Source organism: uncultured Brachybacterium sp., from assembly GCF_947500705.1.
In the GTDB taxonomy this organism is placed as follows: domain Bacteria; phylum Actinomycetota; class Actinomycetes; order Actinomycetales; family Dermabacteraceae; genus Brachybacterium.
The window spans coordinates 47327-63255 of record NZ_CANMSY010000002.1; the positions used below are offsets into that span (position 1 = coordinate 47327).

16 protein-coding genes are annotated in these 15929 nt (G+C 69.8%); 5 read left to right on the plus strand and 11 right to left on the minus strand.

Translation table 11 applies throughout. The features are described from left to right. Window position 1 precedes the first annotated feature (1 nt). Window positions 2–1777 (minus strand): FAD/NAD(P)-binding protein, encoded by a 1776-nt coding sequence (locus tag Q0937_RS03335; RefSeq protein ID WP_299299748.1) that lies wholly within the window; start codon window positions 1775–1777, stop codon window positions 2–4. Window positions 1778–1866: 89 nt separating this feature from the next. Between Q0937_RS03335 and Q0937_RS03340 the strand changes: the two genes are divergently transcribed. Further along, complete coding sequence (locus Q0937_RS03340; RefSeq protein ID WP_299299750.1) at window positions 1867–2775, plus strand: hypothetical protein; 909 nt, start codon at window positions 1867–1869, stop codon at window positions 2773–2775. 15 nt (window positions 2776–2790) lie between these two features. Here Q0937_RS03340 and Q0937_RS03345 read toward each other — a convergent pair whose 3' ends face one another. After that, window positions 2791–3126, minus strand: coding sequence for a hypothetical protein (locus tag Q0937_RS03345; protein WP_299299752.1), 336 nt, complete (start codon window positions 3124–3126; stop codon window positions 2791–2793). Window positions 3127–3255: 129 nt separating this feature from the next. On the opposite strand from Q0937_RS03345, the gene Q0937_RS03350 reads away from it, so the two are divergent. The 3 genes from Q0937_RS03350 to Q0937_RS03360 are packed head-to-tail and all read left to right on the plus strand — an operon-like array spanning window position 3256 to window position 5925. Continuing rightward, window positions 3256–3972 carry a helix-turn-helix domain-containing protein gene (locus Q0937_RS03350; RefSeq protein ID WP_299299754.1) on the plus strand — a complete coding sequence of 239 codons (717 nt, stop codon included), beginning with the start codon at window positions 3256–3258 and terminating at the stop codon, window positions 3970–3972. Further along, complete coding sequence (gene dapD, locus Q0937_RS03355; RefSeq protein ID WP_299299756.1) at window positions 3969–4952, plus strand: 2,3,4,5-tetrahydropyridine-2,6-dicarboxylate N-succinyltransferase; 984 nt, start codon at window positions 3969–3971, stop codon at window positions 4950–4952. The genes Q0937_RS03350 and dapD overlap by 4 nt, the downstream gene beginning before the upstream one ends. A gap of 22 nt (window positions 4953–4974) precedes the next feature. Continuing rightward, the gene (locus Q0937_RS03360; RefSeq protein WP_299299758.1) at window positions 4975–5925 is read left to right on the plus strand and encodes a hypothetical protein; all 951 of its coding nucleotides are present in this window, start codon (window positions 4975–4977) and stop codon (window positions 5923–5925) included. A gap of 87 nt (window positions 5926–6012) precedes the next feature. Here the strand turns inward: Q0937_RS03360 and pflA are convergent, their stop codons facing one another. The 6 genes from pflA to fdxA form a co-directional block, all read right to left on the minus strand. Then, a complete protein-coding gene (gene pflA / locus Q0937_RS03365; protein WP_299299760.1) occupies window positions 6013–6864 on the minus strand; it encodes a pyruvate formate-lyase-activating protein in 852 nt (283 codons plus the stop codon). Window positions 6865–6868: 4 nt separating this feature from the next. Next, window positions 6869–7129, minus strand: coding sequence for an autonomous glycyl radical cofactor GrcA2 (gene grcA2, locus Q0937_RS03370; protein WP_363323203.1), 261 nt, complete (start codon window positions 7127–7129; stop codon window positions 6869–6871). A gap of 77 nt (window positions 7130–7206) precedes the next feature. Then, a complete protein-coding gene (locus tag Q0937_RS03375) occupies window positions 7207–9333 on the minus strand; it encodes a pyruvate formate lyase family protein (protein WP_299299764.1) in 2127 nt (708 codons plus the stop codon). Between the two features lie 264 nt (window positions 9334–9597). Continuing rightward, complete coding sequence (locus tag Q0937_RS03380) at window positions 9598–10950, minus strand: citrate synthase (protein WP_299299766.1); 1353 nt, start codon at window positions 10948–10950, stop codon at window positions 9598–9600. A 55-nt stretch (window positions 10951–11005) separates the two neighbouring features. Beyond that, on the minus strand, window positions 11006–12196 hold the full coding sequence (gene dapC, locus Q0937_RS03385; RefSeq protein WP_299299768.1) for a succinyldiaminopimelate transaminase: 1191 nt from the start codon (window positions 12194–12196) through the stop codon (window positions 11006–11008). 3 nt (window positions 12197–12199) lie between these two features. Continuing rightward, complete coding sequence (gene fdxA / locus Q0937_RS03390) at window positions 12200–12529, minus strand: ferredoxin (protein ID WP_299299770.1); 330 nt, start codon at window positions 12527–12529, stop codon at window positions 12200–12202. 154 nt (window positions 12530–12683) lie between these two features. Between fdxA and Q0937_RS03395 the strand changes: the two genes are divergently transcribed. Next, window positions 12684–12956, plus strand: a complete 273-nt coding sequence (locus tag Q0937_RS03395) for an acetyltransferase (RefSeq protein WP_299299772.1) — start codon at window positions 12684–12686, stop codon at window positions 12954–12956. Here Q0937_RS03395 and Q0937_RS03400 read toward each other — a convergent pair. From Q0937_RS03400 to typA, 3 genes are read right to left on the minus strand one after another with little or no spacing between them, the layout of a single operon-like run. Beyond that, window positions 12895–13482 (minus strand): CDP-alcohol phosphatidyltransferase family protein, encoded by a 588-nt coding sequence (locus Q0937_RS03400; RefSeq protein ID WP_299299774.1) that lies wholly within the window; start codon window positions 13480–13482, stop codon window positions 12895–12897. The genes Q0937_RS03395 and Q0937_RS03400 overlap by 62 nt on opposite strands. A 4-nt stretch (window positions 13483–13486) precedes the next feature. Beyond that, window positions 13487–13927: a hypothetical protein gene (locus Q0937_RS03405; RefSeq protein WP_299299776.1), complete on the minus strand. Its 441-nt coding sequence runs from the start codon at window positions 13925–13927 to the stop codon at window positions 13487–13489. Between the two features lie 4 nt (window positions 13928–13931). After that, window positions 13932–15854 (minus strand): translational GTPase TypA, encoded by a 1923-nt coding sequence (gene typA / locus Q0937_RS03410; protein WP_299299778.1) that lies wholly within the window; start codon window positions 15852–15854, stop codon window positions 13932–13934. Between the last annotated feature and the right edge of the window lie 75 nt (window positions 15855–15929).

Genomic DNA, 15929 nt, shown 5'->3' on the forward strand with positions numbered 1-15929 from the left:
ATCATCGTGCCACGTCGTCGGCGAGCGCTCCTCCGGCACGAGCCAGCCGCAGCGCTATCGCCTCGGCGTGGCGCAGCAGCTGGGCACCGGTGCCGGGCTCGGCGGAGATCGACGATCCCGGCTGCGCCGTGCTGACGGGCACTCCGACCAGGAGCCGGCGTTCGAAGACGGTGCCGTCCACCCCGATCGGCGCGTACAGGCCATCCACGGCGATCGAGCCGGTGAGCATCCGGCGCCGGGTGCCGCGGGAGGCCCAGGAGTCCTTCTGCGCCTCTCCGCGCTCGCGCCAGGCGCCCAGCAGGGCGCTGCGGTAAGCAGGCAGGTCCACCGGCGGCAGGTGCGCCTCGAGCACCCCGTCGCACATGATGGCCTTCCCCTCGCCCTCGGTGCCGTGCACGGCGAAGCGGCCCGCCTCGTCGTCGATGTCCAGGTGCATGCGCGGGCCCGTGAACTCCAGCAGTCCCGCCTCTGCCAGGGCGAGCACCTGCCGGGCCCGCAGCACGGGCGGGCCCGAGGCCCACGAGGCGAAGGCGTTGCGCAGGTGGCCGTCGATGTCCTGCCGCACGGACTCGGTGGTGTAGGCGCCGAGGTCGGTGAGCCGGTTGACCTGGATCCGCAGGGCGATCAGCACCCGGTAGATCAGCACCCAGGCGGGGTCGGGCTCGGCCGCGGCCCGCAGCGCCTCCTCCAGCACCTCCCGGGTGCTGCGCGGAGGATGCGGGCTCTCCCCGCCGCGGCGGCCGAAGGGGAACAGCAGCGGGAGCAGCAGCTCGTCATGGGCGAGCTCGGGGAAGCCGCCTCGGCGCAATGCTCGGCGCAGCTCCGCGAACATCAGCGGCATCACCTCGCGCTCGTGGTCCACGCCCGCCGGGCGCACCGCGAGCTCGAGCACCCGCTCCCCCGTGAGCACCTCGGGGAGATAGGGCTCGGGCATCTGCGCGCCGAGATCGGGCTTGGGCCGATAGACCATGCCGGAGCGGGAGCCGACGATCAGGCGCGGCTCGCCGCCGCCGGGGACGTAGCGCAGGCCCGACGGCGCGGAGCGATCCGGCTCGAAACGGCCGCCGGCGACGGCGGTGAGCATCCCGATCGCGTCATAGAAGTTCAGGCCCATGCCCTGGACGGCGACGGTCTCCCGTCCCAGCAGGGAGGCGTAGTCCACCTCGAGCGGGTTCGCGGGCCCGAGGTGGACCAGGCCGTGGCGCTCGGCGGCGTCGGCCAGCTGCTGCGAGCGGGGGCTGAGGGCGGTGGGCAGGTGCCCGAGCGCAAGGGCGACCGCATCGGCGCGCAGCACGCGCCCGTCGGACAACCTCACCCGCTGGGGCCCGTCGGCCTCCCCGGTCACATCGACCGCCTCGGCGGTGTGCTCGACGATCCGCAGCCGGGCGGGATCGGCATCGGCCTTCGCGGAGTCGAGCACGTGGGCGAGGTAGCGGCCGTGGGCCGCGCGGGAGGCGAAATCGGTGGGTGCCAGACCCTCGCCGGCCAGGTGGTCGGCGAGGGTCTCGGTGCGTGAGACGGGCAGCACTCCATGGCAGGACTCATCGGGATACATCGTGGTCTGGCAGGTGGTGGTGTTCATCAGCAGCACCTCGGGCTGGTCATGGCGCCAGACCGCACCGCCTCGCCCCACCTGGGGGTCGATCAGGTGCACCGTGAGCGTGCCGTGCCAGTCGGGGCCGGCGGAGGCCGCGACCAGGCGTTCGATGATCGCTGTCCCCCGCGGACCCGCCCCGATCACGGCGACGGTGCGGACGAGATCGGTGGCTGCGGTCATCGCTCCAGTATGGCGCGGTCAGGCCGCTCCTTCGGACGACATCCGGTCGAGATGCCCCTGCGGGTCCGCCGATCTGGGACGATGGCGCCATGTCGACTCCCGCGCCGCCGCCGAGACACCTGCCGCGCTCCGAGTCGGTGACTCCCACGGGCCTGTTCGGCGGGCGACAGACCGCGAGGCTCCGCGCGATCGTCAACGCCGACCTGCTGCCCGAGGAGCGCGCCTCGGCCGATGCGCTGGTGATGACGGCCTGGCTCAGCGCAGCGCAGCGGGCGCACTACGCGCCGTCCCTGCGCGCCGGCCATCACCCCGAGGAGTTCATCCAACGTCTGGCCGATGAGCGCCGGGTCGTGCTCGAGGAAGGCGCCGATCCCGTCGCCGATGAGCTCGACTCTGCGCGCCAGGCCGAGCAGGATGCCCGGCAGCTGCCGCTGCGTCTGGTGGAGGCCGCGCTGCTGCTGGTGGTGCTGGGATGCTTCGTGGCCACGGTGGTGCAGAGCATCCGCTCCGAGGGGTCACGGCTCGCAGATCGCCTCCCGGAGCTGGCCCCGCAACTGCTGGCGACCCTGGTGGTCGCCGCCCTGCTCGCTGCGATCATCGGGAAGGTCGCGACCTGGCGACGCGATCGGATCCTGCTGGACTGGGCGGTCTCCCGGCCCGGTCAGCTCGGTCGTGGGCTGCCGCTGCGCCGCCCGCTGCAGGGAGAGTCGGCCGGTCCCGCGCTCGTGCAGGCCCTGGGACCCGCTCTCCTGGTCGGCGCCGGGGTGCTCGCGATCGTCGCAGGAGCGGCGATCCTGCTGATCACCCTCATGCTCGGCGACGAGCAGGGGATGGGCGAGTACGCACCCTGGCTGCTCGGCGGCGGGGCGGTCTCCTTGGTGGCCGCGGTGCTCGCGATCTATCTGCGCCATCGTCGGCTGCTGAAGGTGATGCGCCGGGAACGGGCGGCGGAGTGGCTCGGGCCTGCGCCGCAGGTGGAGGAGCCGCCCGCGCTGTGAGCAGCCAGGCGCGCCTCAGCGGAGGTGATGGAGGCCGGCGCGGAGGAGGTGCGCCGCCAGCTCCGCCTCGCGGGCAGCTCGGGCCACGGCTCCTGCACGGCCCGCGTCGACACTCGGATGACGCTGGTTCCACCATGTGCGCGCCCTCCCTCCGAGTCGGGGTTCCGAGCGGGGCTCGGAGCGACCGGACGCCGGGCGGGCAGAGCTCGTCGCGACGGACGGCGCATCGAGCATCTCGGCAGGGGTCGCGTCGAGCATTCGCGCAGGGGTCGCGGCGCGCATCGCTGCGGGGGTCGCGGCAGGGGACTGCGCGGAGCTGTCGGCGGGAACGGGTCGGAGGGCGGTGAGCATGGCGGGCTCCTCGATGACGGATCAGGGCCGGATAACCATGAGCAGGACATTACTTCCGCAATAGTTCTTGCGCACCACTTCGTGCGCACTTACTCGTGCGTCACTCCTCCCGGGCCGTAGGATCGCGGTATGAGCCCCGCCGATCCACCCCGGACCGAGGACGTCGCGAGCAGCCTCGGGAACGACTACGCGACTCGGGATCAGCTGCGCGCCATGGCGCATCCGCTGCGGATGCAGCTCGCCGAGCGGGTGGGCCGCCGCGGGACGGCACGCGCCGCGGATCTCGCGGCCGATCTTGAGATCGCCGCGAACTCCGTGAGCTACCACCTGCGGATCCTCGCCCGGGGAGGAGTGATCACCGAGGCACCGGAAGCTGCCCGGGACAAGCGGGATCGGGTGTGGAAGCTCGCCCAGGCGAACTTCCAGCACGCCCCCGCGGAGAATTCCGCGAGCACAGCTCCGCTGGTGGACCACGACTACGTCGAGGCGTCCGGGGCCACGACCCTGGCGGCGTTGGAATGGATCCGCTCCGCCTGGGTCTCCGAGATCGCACAGCGCACCGCGAACTTTCCCGAACCGGCCGAGCAACGGGCGCTCGCCAGCATGTTCTCCTCACCGATGCGACTCTCGCGCGAGCAGTCGCGCGAGCTCTTCGCCGTGGTCCAGGAGCAGCTCCTGAAGTACAACGCGCTGAACCGGGACGAGAGCGGTGCGGATCGTCCCGGCGACCCCGACTCCGGAGGAGACGCCCAGGACGTCCGGGTGCTCTTCACCATGGTGGGTGAGCGGCCGCACGCCGACCCTTCGCAGATCTCCCCCTCCCCCGACTCTAGAATCGCTCCATGACTACGACGACGACGGAAACGCCCGCCACCCACGCCTGGGGGATCGGTCTCAGCACCCTCGCCGCCGATGGCTCCACCCTCGACGCCTGGTACCCCTCCCCCCAGCTCGGGGAGGCGCCCCGGACGCCCGCGAGCCACCCGCTGCACGCCCAGCTGAGCGCTGCGGCGCGCGCCGACGACGTGCGCGGCACCACCCAGGAGGTCGTGGTGCGCGTGATCGAGCTCGCAGCCGCACCGGCGGATGCCGCAGATGCCTACCTGCGCCTGCACCTGCTCTCGCACCGCCTGACCCAGCCCAACTCCCAGAACCTCGAGGGGCTGTTCGGGAAGCTCACCAACGTGGTGTGGACCTCCGAGGGACCCTGCGCCGTGACCGGCTTCGAGGAGACCCGCCTGCGCCTCATCTCCGCCGGCCGCACCCCCACCGTGCTCAGCATCGACAAGTTCCCCCGCATGGTCGACTACGTCCTGCCCGCCGGCGTGCGCATCGGCGACGCGGACCGGGTGCGCCTGGGTGCCCACCTGGCCGAGGGCACCACCGTGATGCACGAGGGCTTCGTGAACTTCAACGCCGGCACGCTCGGCACCTCGATGGTCGAGGGCCGCATCTCCCAGGGCGTCGTCGTGGGCGACGGCTCCGACGTGGGCGGCGGAGCCTCCACTATGGGCACCCTCTCCGGCGGCGGCACCGAACGAGTGAGCATCGGCCGGCGCTCGCTCCTGGGCGCCGAGGCCGGCGTGGGCATCGCGATCGGCGATGACTGCGTGGTCGAGGCGGGGCTGTACATCACCGCCGGCACCAAGGTGGAGCTGGTCGGTGAGGGGGGCGGAGCGTCCGAGGGAGCCCACGTGGTCAAGGCCCGGGAACTCTCCGGCGTGCCGAACCTGCTGTTCCGGCGGAACTCGCTGACCGGCGCGGTGCAGGCGGTGGCCCGGAAGGGCCAGACCGTCGAGCTCAACGCCGCCCTGCACTCGAACTGACGACGGACCAGGAGCACCCGGGATGACATCCCGCGACGGGCGGCGCGCACAGGGTGGCGGCCGGTCCTTCGCCCGCCAGCTCGCGGTTCCCCTGGTGATGGTGCTGCTCTTCGCGGGCATCGCAGGCGGCAGCTATGTCGCGCTGCAGCGCTACGGCTCCCCCGCCCATGAGGGCACCTGCGTGGCCACCGGGCTCGGGACCGGTCACCGCTACAGCACGGACCGGGTCGCCAACGCCGCGCTGATCAGCGCGACCGCCGTGGACCGGCAGCTGCCCCCGCGAGCGGCGTCGATCGCCCTGGCGACCGCCTATCAGGAGTCGCAGCTGCAGAACATCGACTACGGGGACCGAGATTCGCTGGGACTGTTCCAGCAGCGGCCGTCACAGGGCTGGGGCACCGAGGCGGAGATCATGGACCCGATCTACTCCACCAACGCGTTCTACGACGTGCTGGAGACGATCCCGGACTTCCAGAGCGCCGATATCAACGACGTCGCCCAGGAGGTCCAGCGCTCAGGCCATCCCGAGGCCTATCGCGACCACGAGACCGAGGGGCGACTCTACGCCTCGGCGCTGACGGGGCAGAGCGGTGCGAACCTGGTGTGCACGCTCGACTCCGTCGGCTCCACCGTCTCCCCCGAGCAGGTCCGCGCAGAGCTCGCGCGCCAGTTCCCCCTCGCCACCGGGTCCGGGCGACTCACCTCGAGCCTCGACTCTGCCGCGAGCACCGCACCGCAGCTGCCCGCCGAGGCCGGCGCGACCGCGCTGGTGATCGACCCGGGCGGCGATGAGACGCTCGGCTGGGCGCTCGCGAACTGGGCCGTCGCCCGCGCAGCGGACGACGGTGTGGTCCAGGTGTCCTACCGGGGACGCCTCTGGGACCGCTCGCTGCGCGGGGACGACGCAGCGGGCTGGGGCGAGGCCGACGGCGGTGCGACGGACCGCGTGGTGGTGCTGGTCAGCGGGCGCTGAGCCGGCTGCTCAGAGTGTGAGGCGCGTGCATGAGGTGCGGTGCGGACCGTGCGCCGGCAAGAGCGCGCCGGCAAGAGCGCACCGGGATCAGTGCACCGTGAGGCCGCGGGCACGGAACTGGTCCCGCACCCGCTGCATGACCTCCTTCGAGGGTGGCAGGGCGTCGCGCAGCTTATACTCCATGCCGAGCGTGTCCCACTTGTCCTGGCCCATGTTGTGGAAGGGCAGCACCTCGACCCGCTCGATCACGCCCTGCCAGCGCTCCACGATGTCCGCGACCCGCTCGACGTTCTCCTCGTCGTCGGTCCAGCTGGGCACCACCACGAAGCGCAGCCAGATCGGGATGCCGCGGCGTGCGAGCCGGTCACCGAAGTCGATGGTCGGCTGCAGGGCACGGCCGGTGAGCGCCTGGTAGGACTCCTCGCTGCCGGACTTCACGTCCAGCAGCACCAGGTCGACGTCCTCGAGGAAGGCGTCGGACGCCACCGCACCCAGATAGCCGGAGGTGTCGATCGCGGTGTGGACACCCATCTCCTTTGCCGCGCGCAGCACCTTCCCGGCGAAGGCGGGTTGCATCAGCACCTCTCCCCCGGACAGGGTGATCCCGCCCCCGGAGGCGGCGAAGACGCGACGGTAGCGGCGGACGCGGCGCACGATCTCCTCGATCCCCACATCCTGCCCGCGGCGCATCTCCATCGTGTCGGGGTTGTGGCAGTACACGCAGCGCAGCGGGCAGCCGGCGAAGAAGAGGGTCAGCCGGGTGCCCGGACCGTCCACCGCGGTGACCAGCTCCCAGGAGTGGAGCGAGGCTACGCTCCCCTCCCGGACCGCGGCCAGCCGCTCGGAGCGTTCGAGCTCGACCTCGGCCATGCCCTCGATCCCCGCGCCGCTGCGCCGGTTCCGGGTGGGCGTGGCAAGAAGGTCGGCGCTCTGCTCCATGGCGTCAGGCGCCCTGGTGGAAGGTGCGGTCCAGCACGTCCAGCTGCTGCTCGCGGGTGAGCTTGACGAAGTTGACCGCATAGCCGGAGACCCGCACGGTGAGGTTCGGGTGGTCCTCCGGCTTCTCCATCGCCTCCACCAGGGTCTGCTTGTTCAGCACGTTGATGTTCGCGTGGAAGAGGCCCGATTCCATGGTGTTCTTCGCACGGTTGGCCTTCATCGATGCCAGGCGTTCGTCATAGGTCGCGACGGGGCGGGTGGTCATGGTGGTCTCCTCAGGGGTGATCGCGGTGGTCATGGCTGCGGTGGGGGTGGTGGTGGTGCCCTGGTCGGCTCGGGTGGTCACTGCTCATCCCTCGGCTCATCCATCACGAAGCCGGCGTCGAGGATGCCGACCAGGTTGGTGACCTGCTCGTCCTTGGTGCGTCCCAGTCCCTGCGGGGTGATGGTGCCCGTCAGCGAGATCCCGTCGAGGGCGTCGTGATAGTCGAGCTTGCCCACGCTCAGCATCGAGGCGACCATCCCGTGGGTGTCGGCCCCGTTCTCGGGGTTGGCTCCGGGCGAGAAGGGGGTGCCCGCGCGGTGGCCGGAGGGGAAGGATCCCGTGGCCTTGCCGTAGACGACGTTGGAGGTGATGGTCAGCACCGACTGGGTGGGGATCGCGTCGCGATACATCGGGATCGCCGCGATCTTCTGCATCACGGTGTGCACGATCGTGGCCGCGATGTCATCGGCGCGATCGTCGTCGTTGCCGTAGCGGGGGAAGTCGCCCTCGGTGAGGTAATCGACCACCAGCCCGGTCTCATCACGCACCGGGGTGACCGTCGCGTGCTTGATCGCCGAGAGGGAGTCCGCGACGATCGAGAGCCCGGCGATGCCGCAGCCCATCGTGCGCACGATCTCGCTGTCGTGCAGCGCCATCTCCATCGCCTCGTAGGCATATCGGTCGTGGCTGTAGTGGATGATGTTCAGCGCCTCGACGTAGGTGCCCACCACCCAGTCCAGCATCTGCTCGTACCGGTTCCAGACCTCGTCGAAGTCCAGCGGCCCGTCCCCGGCGATCGGGGTGAACTCGCCCTCGGTGGTGACCTGCTTCCCGGAGACCTCGTCGCGGCCGCCGTTGATCGCGTAGAGCAGCGCCTTGCCGGCGTTGACCCGGGCACCGAAGAACTGCATCTGCTTGCCGACCTCCATCGGCGAGACGCAGCAGGCGATCGCCGCATCATCGCCCCAGCGGTCGCGGATCTGCTCATCGGACTCGTACTGGATCGAGGAGGTCTCGATCGAGATCGCCGAGCAGAACTCCTTGTACCCGGCCGGCAGCTCCGGGTCCCAGAAGATGGTGATGTTCGGTTCGGGGGCGGCGCCGAGGTTCCGCAGGGTCTGCAGCAGCCGGAACGAGGTCCTGGTGACCTGGGCACGGCCGTCGGCGGAGAAGCCGCCATCTGACCAGGTCGCCCAGTAGGGATCGCCGGAGAAGATCTGGTCGTAGTCGATGGTGCGCAGGAAGCGGACGATGCGCAGCTTGATCACGAGCGCATCGATGTACTCCTGCGCCTGCGATTCGGTGATCGTGCCGGCGGCGAGATCGCGTTCGACGTACACGTCGAGGAAGGCCGAGAGGCGGCCGATGGACATCGCCGCGCCGTCCTGGCTCTTCACTGCGGCGAGATAGGCCATGTAGGTCCACTGCACGGCCTCCTGCGCGTTCGCGGCTGGGCGGCGCAGGTCCAGGCCGTAGGAATCTCCCAGCCGCACCAGCTTCGCGAGCGCTCTGATCTGTTCGGAGTGCTCCTCACGGTAACGGGCCCAGTGCTCGGAGAAGGGCTGCTCGGCCACCTCATCCTTGGCGCGCTTCTTGTCCGCGATCAGTGCGTCGGCGCCGTACAGGGCCAATCGGCGGTAGTCGCCGATGATGCGGCCGCGGCCGTAGGAGTCGGGCAGCCCGGTGATGATATGGCTCGAGCGGGCGGCGCGGATCCGCGGGGTGTAGATGTCGAAGACGGCGTCGTTGTGGGTCTTGCGGTACTGGGTGAAGATCTTCTTGACGTTCTCGTCGACCTCCTTGCCCGCCTCCTTGAGGGCGGTCTCCACCATCCGCCAGCCGCCGGCGGGCATCATGGCGCGCTTGAGCGGCACGTCGGTCTGCAGGCCGACGATCACGTCGTCGTCCTCGCTGATGTACCCGGCGGGGAAGGCGTCGACGCCCGCGGGGGTGTGGGTGTCGACGTCGTAGACGCGGCGGCGCCGCTCCTCGGAGAGGTAGTGGGCCTCGAGATGGTCCCAGAGGCGCAGCGTCTTCTCGGTGGGTCCGGTCAGGAACGAGGCATCCCCGCCGTAGGGGGTGTAGTTGCGCTGGATGAAGTCGCGCACCTCGATGCCTTCCTGCCAGGGACCGGGAACGAAGCCGCCCCAGGCGTCTCTGCCTGCGGCCTCGGTGCCGGGGTGATCGGTGGTGGCAGTGGTCATCGGGTCCTCCTCGCTGGGCGGAAGGACCTCGGTGGTGCAGGCCCTTCACGGATGCCTTCAGGTTAGGGCGAGGAAAGCGGCAGGAGCGGGCGGAAGGTCCCGATGAGAACGCCCTGACCAGCGACACTCTCCATGAGGAGGGTCGGGGTCAGGGCGTTCAGGTGCGAATGGTCTCGCAGGTGGGTGGTCTCGGAGATGGGTGCCTCAGAGCCAAGTGCCTCGGAGACAGGTTCCTCCGAGGAGTGCGGCCTCGGAGGTACGGGGTCAGCCGCGCTTCTCGATGTCGGACTGGAGGGCCGACAGGCGCAGCTCGCTGGTGCCGGTGCGATCCTCCATCGCCGTGTAGCTCCGCTCGGCATGGCCGGTGTAGATCTGTCGCGGGCGACCGATCTTGGTCTCCGGATCGTGGACCATCTCCTCCCACTGGGCGATCCAGCCCGGCAGACGACCGATGGCGAACAGGACGGTGAACATCTCCGTCGGGAAGCCGATCGCCTTGTAGATCAGGCCCGTGTAGAAGTCGACGTTCGGATAGAGCTTGCGCTCGACGAAGTAGTCGTCCTTCAGTGCGATCTCCTCGAGCTTCATCGCGAGCTCGAGGCGGGAGTCGTTGACGCCGAGGCGCTCGAGGACGTCGTCCGCGATCTTCTTCACGAGGCGCGCGCGGGGATCGTAGTTCTTGTACACGCGGTGGCCGAAGCCCATCAGGCGGATGCCGTCCTCCTTGCGCTTCACCTTCTCCATGAAGTCGCGCGGGTCCATGTTCTCGGCCTCGATCTGATCGAGCATGTCCATCACCGCGGCGTTGGCGCCGCCGTGGGCGGGACCCGAGAGTGCACCGATCCCGGCGGAGATCGAGGTGAACAGGTTCGCCTGGGCGGAGCCGACGAGGCGGACGGCGGAGGTCGAGCAGTTCTGCTCGTGGTCGGCATGCAGGATCAGCAGCTGCTCCATCGCGCGCACCACGACGGGATCCGCGATGTAGTCCTCCACCGGGAACCCGAAGGTCAGGCGCAGGAAGTTCTCGATCAGGGAGAGCCGGTTGTCGGGATAGAGCAGCGCGTGGCCCTGGGCGATGCGGTGCGCGTAGGCAGCCATCGTGGGCATCTTCGCGAGCAGCCGCACGGCGGAGATCCGCACCTGCTCCTCATCGAAGGGGTCCAGGGTGTCCTGGTAGAAGGTCGACAGCGCCGAGGTGCCGGCCTGGAGCACGGCCATCGGGTGGGCGTCGCGCGGGAAGTTGTCGAACATCCGCTTGAAGCGTTCGTCGAGCAGGGTGCGGTGCTCGACCTGCGCCTCGAAGTTGTCGAGCTGGCCCTTGGTGGGCAGCTCGCCGTTGATCAGCAGGTAGGAGACCTCGAGGTAGCTGGACTTCTCCGCGAGCTGCTCGATCGGGTAGCCGCGGTAGCGCAGGATGCCCTCGTCGCCGTCGATGTAGGTGATCGAGGACTTGGCGTTGGCGGTGTTCATGAAGCCGGGGTCGTAGGTGACCTCGCCGGTCTCCTTGCGCAGGGGGCCGATCGCGATGCCGGAGTTCCCCTCCACTGCGGGGATGATCGGGAGGTCGAGGGTCTTCTCCCCCAGGCTGAGCTGAGCGGACGTCGTCGTGTGATCCATGGGCTCTCCGTTGTGCGTGGTCGGATCGGTACGGCGCGCGAGGGCGCCGGAGGTGTCAGAGGCGCTCGAGGCGCCGGGCGGCGGCAGCGATCCGCTCGTCGGTCGCGGTGAGGGCGACCCGGACGAAAGTCCCGCCAGCAACACCATAGAACATCCCGGGGGCCACCAGGACACCGCTGTCCGCGAGGCGCTCGACACTGCTCATCGAGTCGGCGCCGAAGGTGGTCCAGAGGTACAGGCCTGCCTGGGAACCGTGGATCGTGCCACCTGCGGCCACCAGCGCGGGCTCGAGCATCGCGCGTCGAGCGCGATAGATCTCACGCTGCACCGCCGGTGCCTCATCGTCTCCGAGGGCCGTGGTCATCGCGGCCTGGAGCGGCCCGGGAAGCATCATCCCGGCCTGTTTGCGCACCGCCACCAGCTCACCCACCAGGCCTGCGTCGCCCGCCACGAAGGCTGCCCGGTAGCCGGCGAGGTTGGACTGCTTGGACAGGGAGTACACGCACAGCAGCCCGTCCAGCGAGCCGCCGTTCACGCGCGGGTCCAGCACCGAGGGCACCTCCTCCACGGTCCAGGGCAGCAGCGCGTAGCACTCATCGGAGGCGACCACGATCCCTCGCTCCCGGGCCCAGGTCACGATCGCTGCCAGCTGGGAGACGTCCAGCACCTCACCGGTGGGGTTCGAGGGCGAGTTCAGCCACAGCAGGCGGATCCGTGAGGAGGCATCCGGCTCCGGCAGCGCGGCATCACCGTGGGCCGCGAGGGCGGCCAGGTCCAACGGCATCGACTCTGCACCGACGAACCGTGCTCCCATGTCATAGGTGGGATAGGCGATGTGCGGGAACGCCACCGCCTCCCCCGGCCCGATGCCGAGCTGGAAGGGCAGATGCGCCACGAGCTCCTTGGAGCCGACGGTGGGCAGCACCCCTTCGACCCCGAGCGAGGAGGGAGCACCGCGGTGACGGCGCACGAAGCCCACGATCGCCTCCCGCAGGGCGGGGGTGCCGATCGTGGTCGGATAGCCGGGGCTGTTCGTGGCGGCGGCGAGAGCCTGCTGCACCGAGGCGGGCGTCGGATCGACGGGGGTGCCGACGGAGAGGTCGACGATGCCCTCCGGATGGGAGGCGGCGCGCTGCTTCGCCGGGACGAGAGCATCCCACGGGAACTCGGGCAGATGTGCGGCGAGACCGCGACGTGCGGTCGGAGTCGACGGGACCGCAGAAGAAGCGGGGGGCGAGGCGGCCACGGCTCAGGCCAGCGGGTTCGGCTGCAGCGGCAGGGCGTCGATGATCGGATGGTCCTTGTCGATCACGCCCATCTTCGCCGCACCGCCCGGAGCACCGAGATCGTCGAAGAACTCGACGTTGGCCTTGTAGTACTCGGCCCACTGATCCGGGGTGTCGTCCTCGTAGTAGATCGCTTCGACGGGGCAGACGGGCTCGCACGCTCCGCAGTCCACGCACTCATCGGGCTGGATGTAGAGCATCCGGTTGCCCTCGTAGATGCAGTCCACGGGGCACTCATCGACGCAGGCACGGTCCTTGACGTCGACACAGGGCAGAGCGATGACGTACGTCATGAGCGGCTTCCTTCCGTCGGAGACGCTCCCATTCTGTCATCCCGACCCCGCTGCAGGCCCTGCCCGGAGGTGCCGGGCCGCGGAGGTGACGGGATGCACATCCGGCGCCGGCGCCCGCCCAGCTCCCAGAGGTGGGAGCGGATAGCCTCGAGCGATGACTGAGCACGACGACGACCGGGTCCGCGCCGGATGGGCGCCCTTCCTCCAGGACGGGCGCAGGGTGGTGCTCCGCTATGCGATCGACCGGGAAGCGTCCCCGCATGGAGAGTCGATGAGCGATGCGCTGGGGACGATCCTCTCCACCGATGAGCAGTCGGTGCAGGTGATGACCAAGCGGGGTGTGATGACGGTGCCCCGGGCGCTGATCATCGCGGCGAAGGAGGTTCCGCCGCCTCCGGTGCGACGGCGGGGGCCCGCCGCGCCCTGAGGATGTAGTCGACGCCGGAGACCGTATGCAGCGCGACCCCGATCCAGAACAGCACCTGCGCGGCAGGCACCAGCGAGGGCGCCCAGGCGGCTGCCGCGACCAGCAGGAACACCGAGCCCATCAGCGCGAAGGTGCGGACCTTGCCGAGCCAGGAGACGGAGATCCTGCCGCCCAGTGCCGCCCGGGTGGCGAGCACGACCATCGCCACGTCGACGACCAGGATGATGGCCAGCGCCGCCCAGGGCAGCAGATCGGCGACCGCGAGGCTGAGCACGATCCCCGCCAGCCCCAGCCTGTCGGCGATCGGGTCGATGATCGCGCCGGTGCGGCTGGTCTGGTCCAGTGCACGGGCCAGCAGTCCATCGATCCAGTCGGTCGAGGCCCATACCAGCAGCAGCACCACCGCGAGGGTGTCGGGACCGTCCACCAGCAGCATGCACACCGGAGCCAGCAGCACGAAGCGCACCAGCGTGACGAGATTGGGGATCGTCGCCCAGTCAGGGCGAGGACGCGTCGGAGCGGTCATCTGCTCACCCTGCCCGAGAACGGGACCTGCGCACCAGCGTGATCAGGCCCGCGATCAGGAACGGGATCACGAGGCCGAGGCCCTGGACGACCCAGCCGGAGTACTGGGGCTCGGTGCCCAGCATCGCGGGCATCATGACGCCGCCGCCCATGCCCTCGCCCAGGAACGGCATCGCCAGCACGCCCCACAGGCTGCCGAGCACCAGCAGCGGGAGCCGGGACCCGGTCGCCGCCCACAGGAACACGCTGGCGACCACTTGGAACAGCGCACCGAACAGCAGGCCGGCGGGCAGGTGGAGACCAGCCGCCGGGAGCTCCACCCGGTGGGTCGAGATCATCAGCAGGACCGAGACGATCGCGAGCACCACGGCCATCGCGGCCTGGGTGAGCCGGGCGGCGAGCGAGGTGGTGTCCACCCGCCGCACCGGCTGCTGCTCGATCGTCACCAGGTCACTTTCCCGACTTGGCCTTCGAGGTCGCACGACGACGCTCGTTCGGATCGAGGATGACCTTGCGGATGCGGACGACCTCGGGGGTGACTTCGACGCACTCGTCATCCGCGGAGAACTCGAGGGACTCCTCGAGGGTGAGGCGACGCGGCGGGACCAGGTTCTCGAAGGAGTCCGAGGAGGCTGCGCGCATGTTCGTCAGCTTCTTCTCCTTCGTGATGTTCACGTCCATGTCCTCGTTGCGAGAGTTCTCGCCGACGATCTGGCCGGTGTACACCTCGGAGGTGGGCTCGACGAAGAACGAGCCGCGCTCCTGGAGGTTGATCATCGCGAACGGCGTGACCGAGCCCGGACGATCAGCGACCAGGGAGCCGGTGGAGCGGAACTCGATGTTCCCCATCCACGGCTCGTAGCCGTCGTTGTAGGAAGCGGCGATGCCGTTGCCGCGGGTCTCGGTCATGAACCGGGTGCGGAAGCCGATGAGTCCGCGCGAGGGCACCACGAACTCCATGCGCACCCAGCCGGAGCCGTGGTTGCTCATGGTCTCCATGCGACCCTTGCGGGACGCCATCAGCTGGGTGACGGTGCCGAGGTACTCGTCGGGCACGTCGATGGTCATCCGCTCGACCGGCTCGTGGACCTTGCCGTCGATCTCACGGGTGAGCACCTTCGGCTTGCCGACGGTCAGCTCGAAGCCCTCGCGGCGCATCTGCTCGACCAGGATCGACAGCGCGAGCTCTCCGCGGCCCTGCACCTCCCAGGCGTCGGGGCGCTCGGTGGGCAGCACCTTCAAGGACACGTTGCCGACCAGCTCGGCGTCCAGACGGTCCTTGACCTGGCGGGCGGTGAGCTTGTGGCCCTTGCCGTTCTTGCCGGCCAGCGGGGAGGTGTTGATGCCGATGGTCATCGAGATCGCCGGGTCATCGATGGTGATCAGCGGCAGCGGGCGCGGATCGTTCAGATCGGCGAGGGTCTCACCGATCATGATCTCGGGGATGCCGGCGACGGCGACGATGTCACCGGGGCGGGCGGTGCGGGTCATCGGCACCCGGGTGAGGCCCTTGGTCTCCAGCAGCTCGGTGATCTTGACCTGCTTGGTGGTGCCGTTCTGGACGCACCAGGTGACCTGCTGGCCCTTGGCGAGCTCGCCGTTCTTGATGCGCAGCAGCGCGAGACGGCCCAGGAACGGGGAGGCGTCGAGGTTGGTGACGTGCGCCTGCAGCGGCACCTCGTCGTCGAAGGCCGGTGCCGGGATCTGCTCGAGGATGGTCTTGAACAGCGCCTCGACGTCCTCCTCCTCGGGGAGGGTGCCGTCGGCGGGCTTGGTGAGCGAGGCGCGGCCTGCCTTGCCGGAGGCGTAGACGACGGGCACGTCGAGGACGGCATCGAGATCGATGTCGTCCATCTCCTCGGAGAGGTCCGAGGCGAGGCCCAGCAGCAGGTCGGTGGCTTCGCCGACGACCTCGTCGATGCGGGCGTCGGGGCGGTCCACCTTGTTGACCACGAGGATCACGGGGAGCTTCGCGGCGAGAGCCTTGCGCAGCACGAAGCGGGTCTGCGGGAGGGGGCCCTCGGAGGAGTCCACCAGGAGCACGACGCCGTCGACCATGGACAGGCCGCGCTCGACCTCGCCGCCGAAGTCGGCGTGGCCGGGGGTGTCGATGACGTTGATGGTGATGCCATCATGCTCGCCGATCTCCGCGGCGGACGGTCCGGTGTACCGGATCGCCGTGTTCTTGGCGAGGATGGTGATGCCCTTCTCGCGCTCGAGCTCGCCCGAGTCCATCGCCCGTTCGCCGTGCTTGTCGTGGTCGCTGAACGCGCCGCCCTGGGTGAGCATGGCGTCGACCAGGGTGGTCTTGCCGTGGTCGACGTGGGCGACGATGGCGACGTTTCGCAGGTCGGTACGGTGCTGGAGAGTCATACGCGGAAGCTCGTTTCGGGTTGCGCGGTGGGTCGAAGACCGAGCAGCGCCCGGCCGCACCCCAGGTGCGACCCG